Source organism: Bradyrhizobium japonicum USDA 6 (genome assembly GCF_000284375.1).
GTDB classification, from domain to species: Bacteria; Pseudomonadota; Alphaproteobacteria; order Rhizobiales; family Xanthobacteraceae; genus Bradyrhizobium; species Bradyrhizobium japonicum.
Genome location: NC_017249.1, coordinates 5772095 through 5786891 on the forward strand (window position 1 = coordinate 5772095; position 14797 = coordinate 5786891).

The 14797-nt window shown below is 64.9% G+C and carries 9 protein-coding genes; 3 read left to right on the top strand and 6 right to left on the bottom strand.

The features are described 5' to 3' along the window. Positions 1-93 precede the first annotated feature (93 nt). The 6 genes from BJ6T_RS27375 to BJ6T_RS27400 form a co-directional block, all read right to left on the bottom strand. Complete coding sequence (locus BJ6T_RS27375) at positions 94-1542, bottom strand: HlyD family type I secretion periplasmic adaptor subunit (protein WP_014495775.1); 1449 nt, start codon at positions 1540-1542, stop codon at positions 94-96. Then, on the bottom strand, positions 1529-3661 hold the full coding sequence (locus BJ6T_RS27380; protein ID WP_014495776.1) for a type I secretion system permease/ATPase: 2133 nt from the start codon (positions 3659-3661) through the stop codon (positions 1529-1531). The genes BJ6T_RS27375 and BJ6T_RS27380 overlap by 14 nt, the downstream gene beginning before the upstream one ends. Positions 3662-3688: 27 nt before the next feature. Then, entirely contained in the window at positions 3689-6538 is a 2850-nt protein-coding gene (locus BJ6T_RS27385) for a beta strand repeat-containing protein (protein ID WP_014495777.1), read from the bottom strand. Positions 6539-7043: 505 nt separating this feature from the next. Further along, positions 7044-7532 (bottom strand): hypothetical protein, encoded by a 489-nt coding sequence (locus tag BJ6T_RS27390; RefSeq protein ID WP_014495778.1) that lies wholly within the window; start codon positions 7530-7532, stop codon positions 7044-7046. Positions 7533-7698: 166 nt separating this feature from the next. After that, positions 7699-8151, bottom strand: coding sequence for a DNA polymerase III subunit chi (locus tag BJ6T_RS27395; RefSeq protein ID WP_014495779.1), 453 nt, complete (start codon positions 8149-8151; stop codon positions 7699-7701). 6 nt (positions 8152-8157) lie between these two features. Then, the gene (locus tag BJ6T_RS27400) at positions 8158-9657 is read right to left on the bottom strand and encodes a leucyl aminopeptidase (protein ID WP_014495780.1); all 1500 of its coding nucleotides are present in this window, start codon (positions 9655-9657) and stop codon (positions 8158-8160) included. Between the two features lie 341 nt (positions 9658-9998). On the opposite strand from BJ6T_RS27400, the gene lptF reads away from it, so the two are divergent. Genes lptF through BJ6T_RS27415 form a run of 3 tightly spaced genes read left to right on the top strand, consistent with a single transcriptional unit; the run spans position 9999 to position 14748 of the window. Then, on the top strand, positions 9999-11168 hold the full coding sequence (gene lptF / locus BJ6T_RS27405) for an LPS export ABC transporter permease LptF (RefSeq protein ID WP_014495781.1): 1170 nt from the start codon (positions 9999-10001) through the stop codon (positions 11166-11168). Further along, positions 11165-12262, top strand: a complete 1098-nt coding sequence (gene lptG, locus BJ6T_RS27410) for an LPS export ABC transporter permease LptG (protein ID WP_014495782.1) — start codon at positions 11165-11167, stop codon at positions 12260-12262. Before lptF ends, lptG begins: the two co-directional genes overlap by 4 nt. Next, on the top strand, positions 12262-14748 hold the full coding sequence (locus BJ6T_RS27415; RefSeq protein WP_014495783.1) for an LPS-assembly protein LptD: 2487 nt from the start codon (positions 12262-12264) through the stop codon (positions 14746-14748). The genes lptG and BJ6T_RS27415 overlap by 1 nt, the downstream gene beginning before the upstream one ends. Positions 14749-14797 lie beyond the last annotated feature (49 nt).

Genomic DNA, 14797 nt, shown 5'->3' on the forward strand with positions numbered 1-14797 from the left:
TCGCAATCGCGATCCTGGCGAACGCCATCAGGCCCATGCGATCCGCCGAAAATGGTGGGCTGGCTTGATACGGCTCCGTCGGAGCTGTGGGATCTACCGTTCCCGCATGATCTCGTGCCGGTAGCGCTGAAGCGGCGACAACAGATAGCTCAGGATCGTGCGCGAGCCGGTCCTGATCTCCACTGTCACGGCCATTCCCGGTGACAGGCTGACGAGGCGATCGTCCACCTGCATTTGCGTGCGATCGAGCGAGATGCGTGCGCTGTAGCTTAGCTCCTGCCCGTTGGGCTCGCTGCTGTCGCGCTGCGTCCCGAGCGCGCGCTCGCTTCCCGGCGGACGATCGCGGATGATGGCGTCCTGCGAGACGCTCAGCACCCGTCCCTCCAGCAGGCCGTAGCGGGTGAAGTTGAAGGTGTCGATCTTGACGGCAGCGCCCTGCCCGGCCTCGACGAAGCCGATGTCGCGGTTGGAGATCATCGCCTCGACCTCGAGCCGCGTATCTGACGGCACGATCACCAGCAGCGATTGCGCGGGCGTGACCACGCCGCCGACGGTATGAACCGCAAGCTGCTGCACGACACCGTCGACTGGCGACGTCAACTGCTGCAGCCGGGTCCGCTGCTGCGCCTTGATCAGATCGCGCGCGACGCCATTGGCTTTCTGCTCGCTCTTGGCGAGTTCGTCGGACAGGCTCTTGCGATACTCCGCCACGGCCTGGGTGCGGGTCTCCCGGATCGCGGCGACGGCCGCCTCGGCTTCCTTCAGATGGCTGCTCTGGACGCGAAGCTCCTCCTGCTGCTCGATCAGAAGCTGAAGGGTCTCGTAATAGGTCAGCTTCGAGCCGATTTCCTTCTCCATCAGAATCTTGCGGATATCGACGCGCTGCTGGGTGACGGGGAGCAACGCATCCAGCTTGTGGATCGTCGCCGCAATGGTCTGACGCTCGGCCTCCTTCTGCGCCTGCTGGCGCGCAAGCGACGCCAATTTGGCGCGATGCTCGCTGACCTGATTGGCAAGAAGCTGCCGCTGTGTCGCGACCAGCGAGGGATCGGCACCCGCAGGCGAGACGAGATCGGCGGAGGCATCTTCGCCGCTTGCCAATGCGGCGCGGAGACGCGCCATATTGAGCCGTTCGGCCATGAGATCGTCGTGCAGGTGATCGCGCTCCGCGGCATTCACGGTCGGATCGAGCTCGATCAGCACATCACCCGATTTGACCGCCTGCCCGTCCTGCACGTGGATGGCGCGCACCACCCCGGTCTCGAACGGCTGAACCACCTTGCTTCGCCCGCTCGACACCACCTTCCCGGCTGCGGACGCCACGATGTCGATCGTGCCCCATGCCGACCACGCGAGTGCCGCGCAGACAAGGAGCATCAGGGCCATCGCGATGGCCCGGCCGATCGGTGACGGTGGTGCCTCGGCAATCTCCAGCGCCGCGGGCAGGAAGGCGATCTCTTCAATCCGCCGCGCCTTCGCTTTCCGGAAGGGAACGACGGTCTGCTCCGGCCGCGGGGCCGGCGCCGCGCTAGCCGACCTCATAGATCCCTCCCTGGAGACGATACAGGGCCGCGTATCGGCCACCGGTCTTGATCAACGCGTCATGCGTGCCGTCTTCGACCAGACGGCCGCGCTCGAGCGTGAAGATGCGATCGGCGCCGCGAACGGTGGACAGACGATGCGCGATGATCAGGACGGTGCGGCCCCTGGCGATCTCCTTCATGTTCTCATGGATGATCCGCTCGCTTTCATAGTCGAGCGCGCTGGTCGCTTCATCGAAGATCAGGATGCGGGGATTGGTCACCAATGCGCGGGCGATCGCGATGCGCTGGCGCTGCCCGCCCGAGAGCGTCGAGCCGCGCTCGCCGACCACCGTGTCGTAGCCTTCGGGAAGCTCCAGAATGAAATCATGCGCGCCCGCAAGTTTTGCTGCCTCCATGATGCGGTCCATCGGCAGGGTCGGATCGGCCAGCGCGATGTTGTCGCGCACCGAGCGGTTGAACAGCATGTTGTCCTGGAGCACCACGCCGATCTGGCGGCGGAGCCAGGCCGGATCGGTCATCACCAGATCCATCCCGTCGATCAGCACGCGGCCGCCTTGCGGAACGTAGAGCCGCTGCACCAGCTTGGCGAACGTGCTCTTGCCCGAGCCCGAGGAGCCGACGATGCCGACGGTTTGCCCGGCCGGAACATCGAACGAGACGTCATGCAGGATTTCCGGCCCATCGAGCCGGTAGCGGAACGACACGTGCTCGAACCGGATATTGCCCCGGATCGGCGGCAGCCCGGCGCGCGCGGCCGAATAAGCCGGCTCTGCCGCGCTGTTGAGGATGTCGCCAAGCCGCGCGATCGAGAGCCGCGCCTGATGAAAATCCTGCCAGACCTGGGCCAGCCGCAGCACGGGCGCCGAAACGCGCCCCGCAAAAATGTTGAATGCTACGAGCTCGCCGACGGTCAATGCGTCGCCGATCACGAGGCGCGCGCCGACATAGAGAATGGCGGCGGTCACGACCTTGCTGACGAACTGGACGAGCTGGCTTGCGGTGTTGCCGAGGCTGGTGACACCAAAACTCGCCGAGACGTAGCCGGCGAGCTGTTCTTCCCAGCGGCGCTGCATCTGCGGCTCGACTGCCATCGCCTTCAGCGTCTCGATGCCGCTGACGCTCTCGACGAGGAACGCCTGGTTCTCGGCGCCGCGGCGGAATTTCTCGTCCAGCCTGCGGCGGAATAGCGGCGTCGCCACCGCCGAGATCGCGATGTAGAACGGGAACGATGCCAGCACGATGCAGCTCATCAGCGGCGAATAGGCGAACATCACCGCCAGGAATACCGAGGTGAAGAACAGGTCGATGAGCAGCGTCAGCGACGAGCTGGTGATGAAATTGCGGATGTTCTCGAGCTCGCGAACCCGCGCTACGGAATCGCCGACGCGCCGCGCCTGAAACCATGCCATCGGCAATGCCAGAAGGTGGTGGAACAGCCGCGCTCCCAGCTCCACGTCGATGCGGTTGGTCGTATGCGCAAACAGATAATTACGCAGGATACCCAGCACCGTGTCGAACAGCGAGACGACGACGAGACCGATGACGAGCACGTCGAGCGTGGACAACGAGCGATGCACCAGCACCTTGTCGATCACGACCTGGAAGAACAGCGGCGAGACCAGCGCAAAGAGCTGGAGAAAGAACGAGGCGGCGAGCACCTCGCCAAACAGCCGCCGGTATTTGCCGATCGCGGCGATGAACCAGGTGATATCGAAGTGACGCCCGAGGTCGGATAGCCCGGCGCGCCGGGCCATCAGGATCAGTCCGCCGTCCCAGAGCACAGTAAACTCGTCGCGCTCCATCAGCATCGGGCGCTGCGCCTGTGGCGACTGCACCAGCACCTTGTCGGCGGAGGCTCTTGCGATGACCATGAAGCTGCCGTCGCGCAGCATCGCGATCGCCGGCAGCGGGCTGCCCGACAAGCGTTCCCATTTGGTCCGATAGGTTCGTGCCTTCAGACCGAGGGATTTGGCGCAGCGGATGATGTCCGCTGCGCCAAAGATGGCCGTTCCGGCCCGGTGCCTGAGCTGGTCGCGGTCGGCCGCAACACCTTGCAAATGCAGCAGGGTGAGCAGCGCGTCCAACCCCGTATCGGTCGAGACCGCGTTCGTGGTCATGGGCGTTCTCCGGGCCGGAGCCAAGCGTCAGGCGTGCTGCGGCGGTGCGAGGGTCTGGCTCTGTGCCGCGTGCGGATCGGGCAACGGCATCTCGCCGTGACCGTCACCTGCCGGAACGAGGTTTGCCGCCATGGCCTGGTTGAGCAGCATCGCGGCCGCCATCGCCCCACCCCCGTTGATGACGACGTTGTTGCCGGGGCCACCGTCGAGAACGTCCTGTCCGCCGCCGCCGATCAGCACGTCGTCACCCGCGCCGCCCGCGAGCGTGTCGTTGCCGGGGCTGCCGATCAGGACGTCATCGCCATTGCCGCCATTGGCGACGAGCTGGATGCCGCCGTGCAGACCGGAGGCCGTGATGACGTCGTCGCCATCGAGGCCGTTGATCACGATCCTGTCGCCCGCGCCGGCATCGGTGATGTTGATGTCCTGGCCAAGCCCCGACACCGTGATGATGCCGTCGTGCTCGGTCACCGTGATGACGTCGCTGCCGCTGGTTCCGTTGATCGTCACCGTATCCGCGGCGCCGTCATTGGCGCCGAGGTCGAGGTTGACCTGATTCACGCCGGTCCCGGAGAGGTCGCCGACCGTGATGTTGTCGGCACCACCGAGGGCGTTGAAGTTGATATGCTCGACGCCGTTCAGGTCCATCGCGATGGCGGCGACATCGCGGGTGAACAGCACCCGGCCGCCATTGGCCGAGATGTTGATGTTCTCGTTGATGTTGGCACCGTTGAACAGCAGCGTATCGGTGCCCTTGCCGCCTTCGACGACATCGCTGCCGTCGCCGGGATTCCAGATGAAGGTATCGTCGCCAGCGCCGAGATTGGCAACGTCGTTGCCACGGCCGCCGTTCACAATGTCGTTGCCGGCACTGCCGGTGATGGTGTCGTTGCCGTCACCGCCGTTGATGTTGAGGCTGAACGGCTGCCCCGCCTTGATGGACGAGGCATTGATGACGTCGTTACCGCCTCCGCCGTTGACGGTCAGGACGTCACCTGCGTCGGCGTGAGCGATGGTCACCTGCGCCGCAAGGCCGTTGACAACGATCGATGCGCCAGAGGTCGTGACCGAGATGTTGTCATCGCCTGCGGTGCCGTTCACGGTCACACGATCTGCCGCACCGTCACCACTCTGGCTGCCGGGGCCGGCACTGAGATCGATCGCCACCTGCGTGACGCCGGTGCCGGAGAGATCGTTGACGGTGATGTTGTCGGCGCCGCCGGCGGCGGCGATCTGCACGCGCTCGACGCCGTTGAGATCCATGGTGATGGCGCCGACGTCGCGGGTGAGTAGCGCACGGCCGCCATTCGCCGAGATCGACATGTTCTCGGCGACGTCGGAGCCGTTGAACACCAGCGTATCCGTTCCCGCGTCACCTTCGACGGTGTCGCTGCCGTCACCGGGATTCCACGTGAAGATGTCGTCGCCTGCGCCGAGAAGAGCGACGTCGTTGCCGCGGCCGCCGGTGACCTTGTCGTTTCCGTCGCCGCCGATCAGGGTGTCGGCGCCCTGGCTGCCGGTGATGGTATCGTTGCCCGCGCCGCCATCGATGGTCAGCCCAATCGCCGCGGCAAGTAGCGATGCATCGATGACGTCGTTGCCGCCGAGCGCCTGGATCACCAGCCGGTCGTTGGCAGCCTCTGCATTGGCGATCGTCACGACCTCAGGCAGGCCCGTCACCGTCACGGTCGTCCCGTCGGACGCGACCTCGATGTGCTGGCCAGCGTTGGTACCGCTGACCGTCACCGTGTCGGCCGCACCGTCGCCTTGCGTGCCGCCGGGAACGGCTCCGAGATCGACCAGAACCTGCTTGACGCCGGTGCCGGTGAGATCGCCGACGGTGATGTTGTCGGCGCCGCCGCGTGCATCGAATTCGATCTGCTCGATGCTGTTGAGGTCCATCGTGATGTTGGCGACGTCGCGGGTGAAGCGCACCCGGCCGCCATTGGCCGAGATGTTGATGGTCTCGTTGATGTTGGCTCCGTTGAACAGCAGCTTGTCGTTGCCCGATCCGCCTTCGACCGTGTCGCTGCCGTCGCCGGGATTCCAGATGAAGGTGTCGTCGCCCGTTCCTAGTTGTGCAACGTCGTTGCCGCGTCCGCCATTGACGATGTCGTCGCCGCTGCCGCCGATCAGGAGATCGTTGCCGTCGCCGCCGGTGATCCTGTCGTTGCCGGCGCCGCCGTCGAGCGTCAGCGAGATCAGGCTAGCGAGTCCATTGCTTGCGGTGATGACGTCGTCGCCGCCGCCGCCGTGCAGCACGAGATTCTCCGTCGTGCCGATGTCGAGTGAAAAGGGCGCGGCGCCCGTCCCGTCGAATCGCACGCGCGTGCCGTTCGCCGTGATCGTGAACGTCTCCGGGTCATTGCTTCCGTTGACCTGCGCGGTGTCGTTGCCGTCACCGCCCTCGAACAGGTTGGTGCCGCCCCCCGGATTCCAGATCATGAGGTCGTCGCCGGCTTCGCCGAACAACTGGTTGTCGCCACTGCCGCCGTCCAGCGTGTCGTTGCCCGCGCCGCCGAACAGCAGATCGTTGCCGCCGCCGCCCTTGATCGTATCGTTGCCGGCCTGCCCAAACAGCAAATCGGCACCCGAGCCGCCCGTGATCCTGTCATTGCCGTCGCCGCCGAAAATGTGCACCGCGGGCATCGGGCCGTTGGATTCGTTGACGGTGATCGTGTCGTCGCCGCCCTGACCGAAGACGTCGATCTCATTGGTGTTGGCCACAGTGGGGTCGCCACCGATCGTCTTCACCTGCCCGTTATTGATGAGAATGCGGCCCGACTTGTCGCGGCTGATCACGACGCCGTTATTGGTGCTGTCGCCGAAAATGGTGAGCTGGCCCGTAACCGGGGAGAAAACAGAGGTAGTAGACATCCAAATATTCCTTCGATCGATCTAGCCCCTCCCCTCGATGCGTAGCAGTGCTGCGGATGTCATTCTTGAAGCGCTGCTTTAGACGCGCGTGATTATTCTGGAGATTTCCTCCAGTTTTCCTCCGGGGTGATTTCGACAGCGGATGCAAAGGCTCTCAGATCACGAATTGCCGATCACGTGTAACGGCAGCGTGACTTTCGAAGAAGCGCGCGAGTCCCGCCAACACATTGATGCGCGCGCAGAAGCCACAGCTCGAAGCGACGACGCGCAAGTTTGATGAGATGGCGAATTCGATCGTTGCTCTCGTGCCCCGGACACAGCGCAGCACGATAGTGGTGCGCCGCTGAGCCGGGGCTCATGATCGAGAGAGACTGGATCGAGAGAGATTGTGTCCCGGCTCTGCGCAGCAGCGCATAGCGCGTCGAAGACGCGCGTAGACGCGCTGATGGCGCGTCGAAGACGCGCGTGAACGCGCTGCAGCGCGTCGGGAACGCGAGAGTTCGCCCTACGCCGACTTCTTCTTCGGCTTCGGCTTGGTCGCCTTCGGCATGACGGGCGCTTCCGGCGTGCCCTCGATCGAGGACAGGCGGCCGGACGTGAAGGTGTAGATGCCTGCACGCGGACCGGAGCTCCAGGTCACCACGGCAACGCGCCGGCCGACGGCATCGCTGGAGAGATTGACGGTCGAGGGCGCGCCGATACCGCGCACCACGTCGCATTCGGTGTGACCGAGCGCGACCGTGCCGCCCATGGGCGCCGGCGCCGTCGTCGAAGCATTGGCGTCAGCCGGCCCGGGGGGCGGCGTCATGCCGGGACAGGCGCCGTCGGCGCTAACCAGATCCTCGGCCGTCACGGGCTTGTCGGGGGTCAACGGCGGCGATTCGATTGAGATGCTCTTGATGAACAGGCGGCTCGGCGTGTTGAACCACTGGGCATCCTTGGACAACAGATCGGTCCCCGAGCAGCCCGCGAGCAGCGGTGCTACGGCAGCCAACGCAACTATGAGCGAGCTGGGAAGCTTTTGATGTCGCACGATAAACTAAATTCCCCGCATGAAGGACCGGCCCTAAGCGATTGTCCCAACATCACTTTGCGGCACGAAGGTGACAAAAGCCAGCATCGCCCGAAAAGTGCAAATTATCATTAATTGTAAACGACCGCTAATTCCGGCGCTGCCAACGGCCCCGTTCGTCGGCCTGCCAATAGGTGACATCAAATCCCCGCGCCTTGCAATCCGTCCAGGCGCTCCGGGCAAACGCCAGCGCGTCCGGATCGTCACCGTTGAACAGCAGCACCATGCGCTCATAGCCCTGCGCGTCCTGCGGCAGCGCGGCGTTGTCGACCAGGAAGCGGACATTGGCGCCGTTGGGATTGTCCTCTTCGATCGCCAGCACGATCGGCTGATCGGCGGCATCGTTCACGCGCCATGTCGCGTGCGGCAGGAAGGAATCGTCGCGATAGGTCCATAGATGCGCGTCGAGCGCATCGGCGCGCTCCGGCGAGGTCGACTGCACCACGACGCGCCAGCCGCGCTCGAGCGATTTCTCGAGAAGCGGCGGCAACACGTTCTCCACCGTCATGTTTTGCAGATGGTAGAAAAGGACTTCGGTCATCTCAGATCATTTGCGCTCGTAATGGTCGGCGACCAGACGGTCGAGCAAACGGACACCATAGCCGCTTCCCCAGCTCTGGTTGATGTCGGTCTTCGGCGCCCCCATCGCGGTGCCGGCGATGTCGAGATGCGCCCACGGCGTGCCGTCGACGAAGCGTTGCAGGAACTGCGCCGCGGTGATCGAGCCGCCATGGCGGCCGCCGGTGTTCTTCATGTCGGCGAACTGGGAATCGATCAGCTTGTCGTATTCGGGGCCGAGCGGCATGCGCCAGACCTTCTCCCCGCTCTCGATGCCGGCCGCGAGCAGACGGTCGGCGAGCTCGTCATTGTTGGAGAACATGCCGGCATGCTCGGTGCCGAGCGCGACCATGATCGCGCCGGTCAGCGTCGCCAGATCCACCATGAATTTCGGCTTGGTCTTTTTCGCGACGTACCAGAGCACGTCGGCCAGCACGAGGCGGCCTTCGGCGTCGGTGTTGATGATCTCGATGGTCTGGCCCGACATCGAGGTGACGATGTCGCCCGGCCGCTGCGCATTGCCGTCGGGCATGTTCTCGACGAGGCCGATGGCGCCGACCACGTTGGCCTTGGCCTTGCGCGCGGCGAGCGCGTGCATCAGGCCGACGACGCAGGCGGCCCCGCCCATGTCGCCCTTCATGTCCTCCATGCTGCCGGCCGGCTTGATCGAAATGCCGCCGGTGTCGAAGCAGACGCCCTTGCCGACGAAGGCGACCGGTGCCTCGCCCTTCTTGCCGCCGTCCCAGCGCATGATCACGGTGCGGCTCGGCCGCGTCGAGCCCTGGCCGACACCGAGCAGCGCGCCCATGCCGAGCTTGTCCATCGCCTTGACGTCGAGCACCTCGACCTTGACGCCGAGCTTGCGGAGCAGGCCCGCGCGGCGCGCGAACTCCTCGGGGAAAAGCACGTTCGGCGGCTCGTTGACGAGGTCGCGCGCGATGATCACGCCGTCGACGACATGGCCGGCCGAGGCAAACGCCTTCTTCGCCGCGGTCGCATCGCCGACCGCAAGCGAGACGTCGGCGCGCAAGCCGCCCTCCTCGCCGTCTTTCTTCTTCGTCTTGTAGCGATCGAACTTGTAGGCGCGCAGCCGCAGGCCCGAGGCGATCGCAACCGCCTGCTCGCTGGTCATGGCGCCATTGGGCAGTTCCGCGATGATGGTCATGGCAGTGGCCGCGGCCGAAAGCTTGCTCGCCGCCACGCCGCCGAATTTGAGGAAGTCGTTCGCCTTCAGGCTCGCCGCCTTGCCGGCGCCGATCACGACCAGGCGGGTGGCCTTCACCCCCTCCGGCGCCAGGATGTCCAGCGCGGCGCCGCTTTTGCCCTTGAAGCCGGCGGCGGAGGCCGCCCGCTTGACCAGCTCAGCGGCACCGCCGAGCGCCTTGGCCGTCGCCGGGCCGAGCTTCAAAGTGTCATCGCAGAACACGACCAGGATGCCACGGGCGGCAGCAGACAACGGGACAAAGCCGACCTTGATGGCATCGGACATGGGTAACTCCTTCAAAACATCGGGCTTTTCGCCGCTCGGCGGACCCGGCCTCGGGCCGGAGCTGAACGACGATTCACTGGACTTTCCCCACTATGGGCCACCGGCCCGGCAGCTGCCAAGCACCCCCGTGGCCGCCGGGCCACAACGAGGGAAATATTAACCATATATTGACGGCGCCACGGGGCAGCCATTTTGTTGACGGATCAAAGGGATGGTAGAGAGAGAGTAAGCCGGTGGAAGAGGTGGTTGGCCGACCTTGGGGATCCCCTGATCGGGGATTGGTTGGGCAGCCGGACTTCCGGCCTGCATTGGGGCGCTGGTGGGGATTCGTGCGGTAGCGCATGGGGTCAATCGATAGGTATATCTTCCGCACGACGCTAGCGTCGTTTGCGCTGGTCCTGGTCAGCCTCACCGGCGTGATCTGGATTACGCAGGCGTTGCGCGGCATCGACCTGATGACGAGCCAGGGTCAGACCATCCTGACCTTCCTCGGCATCACCAGCCTCGTCGTGCCGGCGCTGGTCCTGATCATCTCACCGATCGCGCTGATGATCGCGATCTCGCACACGCTGAACAAGCTCGCGACCGATTCCGAGATCATCGTGATGAATGCCGCCGGCTTCTCGCCGTTCCGGCTGTTCTATCCGTTCTTCTACGCCACCTGCGTCGTGGCGCTGCTGGTCGCCTTCATCGCGGCCTATCTCGCCCCCGACGGCATGCGGCGGATCAAGCAGTGGGACGCCGAGATCACCGCCGACGTGCTCACCAACATCCTCCAGCCCGGCCGCTTCGCCCAGCTCGACAAGAACCTGACGATCCGGATCCGCGAACGGCAGCCCGGCGGCATCCTCGCCGGAATCTTCATCGACGATCGCCGCGATCCCAACGAGCGCGTCTCGATCGTCGCCGAGCATGGCGAGGTCGTGAAGAACGACAACGGCTCGTTCCTGGTGCTCAAGGACGGCAATCTCCAGCGCTTCGAGGCCGGCAAGCGCGATCCCGCGCTGGTGGCGTTCGGCCGCTACGGCTTCGACATGTCGAAATTCTCGGGCCAGGGTCACGACGTCACCCTCGGCATCCGCGAGCGCTATCTCTGGGAGCTGTTCTCCCCGTCCGAGGACGATCCGGTCTACAAGCAGATTCCCGGCCAGTTCCGCTCGGCTCTGCACGACAGCCTGCTGGCGCCGATCTATCCCTTCGCCTTTGCCGTGCTGACCTTCGCCTTCCTCGGCGCGCCGCGCACCACGCGCCAGAGCCGCAACTTCTCGATCGGCGGCTCCGTGATGGCCGTGTTCGGGCTGCGCATGGCGGGATTCGCCTGCTCAGTGATGGCGGTGAAGTCGCCGGGCCCGGTGCTGTTCCAATACGCGATGGTCCTGGGCGCCATCGGCGTCGGGCTGTGGATGATCATCGGCGGCATCGTGGTCGAGCCGCCGCCCCGCCTCATGGAGGCCATCAACAGGTCGAACGCGCGCATCGCGCGGCTGTTCGGACGGCCGGCCGCCGCATGAGCATGCTCACCAACACACTCGGGCGCTATTTCGCCGGACGCTTCGTCGTCGCGGCGCTCGGCGTGTTCGCGAGCATCTTCCTGCTGCTGGTGCTGGTCGACTACATCGAGATGGTGCGCAAGACCTCAGGGCTCGCATCCGCCTCCGCGATCATGGTGGCCGAAACCTCGCTGTTCCGGGTCCCGCAATTGCTCGAGAAGCTGACGCCGTTCTGCATGCTGATCGGCGCGATGACCTGCTATCTCGCCCTCTCCCGCCGGCTCGAGCTCGTGGTCGCGCGCGCCGCCGGCATCTCCGCATGGCAATTCATCTCGCCGGCCCTCGGCAGCGCACTCCTGATCGGGGTGATCGCCACCGTCGCCTACAATCCGATGTCGGCGAACCTACGCGAGCTGTCCAAGCGCATGGAAGCCGAGCTGTTCGGCTCGGCCCCCGGCGGCGGCATCCAGGACGCCTCCGGCTTCTGGCTCAACCAGGTCACCAATGACGGCCAGGTCATCATCAACGCGGCGCGCAGCGAGCAGCAGGGCGTCCGGCTGACCGGCCTGACCCTGTTCCGATTCGATACGGACTGGCATTTCAAGGAGCGGGTCGAGGCGCGCGAGGCGGCGCTGGAGTCCGGTCACTGGCTGTTCAAATCGGTGCGCCGCTTCTCGCTGGATTCGCCGCCGATCGACCAGGCGACGCTGGAGATTCCGACGACGCTGACCGAAGCACAGATCCGCAACAGCTTTTCCACACCCGAGACTGTGTCCTTTTGGCAACTACCGAGCTACATCCGCTCGTCCGAGAGCTCGGGCTTCGCGACAGCCGGCTATCGACTCCAGTATCACAAGCTCCTGGCACAGCCGTTTTTGCTGGCCGCCATGGTGATGCTGGCGGCTTCCGTGTCGTTGCGTTTCTTCCGGATGGGCGGCGTGCAGAAGATGGTTTTGAGTGGCGTGGGCGCAGGCTTTCTGCTCTACGTTTTGTCGAAAGTGACTGAAGACTTGAGCAAGGCTGAGTTGATGCATCCGATCGCTGCGGCGTGGTTGCCCGTGGTGGTGGGCGGCCTCACCGGCTTTTTGGCCTTGTTGTATCAGGAGGACGGTTAGTGACTGCCGTCCATCGAGGGCTCGTGTCTGGTTTGACGCGGCGTACCGTGGTGCGCGCGAACGGATGCGGCTTGTCCATTCGCAGGCTCCTGCTGGCTGTCGCCGCCGTGGCGTCGCTCGGCGGGCTGATTGACACTGCCGCCGTGACGCCGGCCTCCGCTCAGAGCTTCACCTACAATCCTCTGCCGCCGCGCCCGAAGCCGCCGAGGGTCGCCAACGACAACCAGATGCTGGTTCAGGCGACCGAGGTCGACTACGACTACAACAATTCGCGCGTCTCCGCGGTCGGTAACGTCCAGCTGTTCTACAACGGCACCAGCGTCGAGGCCGACAAAGTCATCTACGACCAGAAGACCAAGCGGCTGCATGCCGAAGGCAACGTCCGCATGACGGATGCCGACGGCAAGATCACCTATGCCGAGATCCTGGATCTCTCCGACGACTACCGCGACGGTTTCGTCGATTCGCTGCGCGTGGACACCGCTGACCAGACCCGCATGGCCGCGAGCCGCGCCGACCGCTCCAGCGGCAATTACACGGTGTTCGAGAACGGCGTCTACACGGCCTGCGCGCCGTGCAAGGACGATCCGAAGAAGCCGCCGCTGTGGCAGGTCAAGGGTGCGCGCATCATCCACGACCAGCAGGAGAAGATGCTGTATTTCGAGACGGCACAGCTCGAATTCTTCGGCGTGCCGCTCGCCTACATGCCCTATTTCTCGACGCCCGACCCGACCGTGAAGCGCAAGACCGGCTTCCTGATGCCGGGCTTCACGTCGAACACGCCGTTCGGCTACGGCGTCGAAGTTCCGTTCTACTGGGCGATCGCGCCCGACATGGACATGACCTTCAGCCCGCGCATCACCTCCAGGCAGGGCGTGCTGTTCCAGGCCGAGTACCGCCAGCGCCTGATGGACGGCGCCTACCAGATCCGAGTCTACGGCATCGACCAACTCGACCCCGGCGCACTTGCCGGCCAGCCCGGCGACCGCCAGTTCCGCGGCGCCGTCGACACCAAGGGTCAGTTCGCGCTGAACGACAAGTGGGTCTGGGGCTGGGACGGCGTCGTCATGTCCGACTACTACTTCTTCTCGGACTACCGCTTGTCGCAATACCGCGATCCGCTGGGCTCGTTCCTGTATCTGCCGACCGACGCATTGTCGCAGCTCTATCTGACCGGCGTCGGCAATCGCAGCTTCTTCGATGCGCGGACGATGTACTGGCTGAGCTACTCGGGCAACCAGAGCCAGGTGCCGATCGTCTATCCCGTGATCGACTATTCAAACGTGCTCAACTATCCGGTGTTCGGCGGCGAGTTCAGCTACAAGACCAACTTCACGAACCTGTCGCGTGACACCGCGGTGTTCGATCCGATCACCACGCTCGCCAACACCAACAGCCTGTGCACGACGACGTCGGCCGACCCGCTCGCGCGGACGCCGTCGCAGTGCCTGCTGCGCGGCGTCCCCGGCACCTACACCCGCCTCACGGCGGAAGCGCAGTGGCGCAAGTCCTACACCGACCCGTTCGGCGAGATCTGGACGCCGTTCGCCATCCTCCGCGCCGATGCGGTCAACGCCTCGATCTCCAACCAGCCGGGCGTGTCGAATTACCTGCCGGTCGGCGACACCCAGGCGTTCCGCCTGATGCCGACCGTCGGCCTCGAATACCGCTATCCCTTCATCAACGTTCAGCCCTGGGGCTCGACCACCATCGAGCCGATCGCGCAGGTCATCATCCGGCCGAACGAGACCTACGCCGGCAGGTTCCCGAACGAGGACGCCCAGAGCATGGTGTTCGACACCTCGAACCTGTTCAGCGTCGACAAGTTCTCCGGTTACGACCGCGTCGAGGGCGGCGGCCGCGCCAATGTCGGCGTGCAGTCCACCACCCAGTTCGACAAGGGCGGCGCCGTCAAGGTGCTGTTCGGCCAGTCCTACCAGCTGTTCGGCCTGAACTCCTACACGGTCCAGGACACCATCAACACGGGCCTCGATTCCGGCCTCGACAAGCCGCGCTCGGATTACGTGGCGGGCGCCAGCTACTCGCCCAACAGCACGTACACGTTCAGCGTCCGCTCCCGCATGGACGAGCAGACCTGGAACGTGCAGCGCTTCGAGGCGGAAGGCCGCGCCAACTTCAATCGCTGGTCGGTCAGCATGATGTACGGCAATTACGCCGCGCAGCCGGAACTAGGCTATCTGACGCGCCGCGAGGGCATCCTGACCTCGGGCTCGGTCAAGGTCGCGGCCAATTGGGTGGTGACCGGCTCGGCGCGCTGGGACCTCGAAGCCAACAAGCTCAACCAGTATGTGCTCGGCGCGGGCTATGTCGACGATTGCTTCGTGCTCGGCGTGAACTATGTAACTTCGTATAGTTACTCTGCGGGCACGGCGCCGCCCGTGCTGAACCACGCGTTCATGTTCCAGATCGGCCTGCGCACGCTGGCGACCTCGACCGGGTCCAGCTCGTCCGCCGGCTACCAATGAACCGTCTGAAATGACGGCCGGGCTCTCCCGATCGCGAGCTCATCCCGGC

Coding starts and splice junctions, on each gene's coding strand:
- BJ6T_RS27375 (WP_014495775.1), bottom strand. CDS start 1,542: ATGAGGTCGGCTAGCGCGGCGCCGGCCCCGCGGCCGGAGCAGACCGTC.
- BJ6T_RS27395 (WP_014495779.1), bottom strand. CDS start 8,151: ATGACCGAAGTCCTTTTCTACCATCTGCAAAACATGACGGTGGAGAAC.
- lptF (WP_014495781.1), top strand. CDS start 9,999: ATGGGGTCAATCGATAGGTATATCTTCCGCACGACGCTAGCGTCGTTT.
- BJ6T_RS27380 (WP_014495776.1), bottom strand. CDS start 3,661: ATGACCACGAACGCGGTCTCGACCGATACGGGGTTGGACGCGCTGCTC.
- lptG (WP_014495782.1), top strand. CDS start 11,165: ATGAGCATGCTCACCAACACACTCGGGCGCTATTTCGCCGGACGCTTC.
- BJ6T_RS27400 (WP_014495780.1), bottom strand. CDS start 9,657: ATGTCCGATGCCATCAAGGTCGGCTTTGTCCCGTTGTCTGCTGCCGCC.
- BJ6T_RS27385 (WP_014495777.1), bottom strand. CDS start 6,538: ATGTCTACTACCTCTGTTTTCTCCCCGGTTACGGGCCAGCTCACCATT.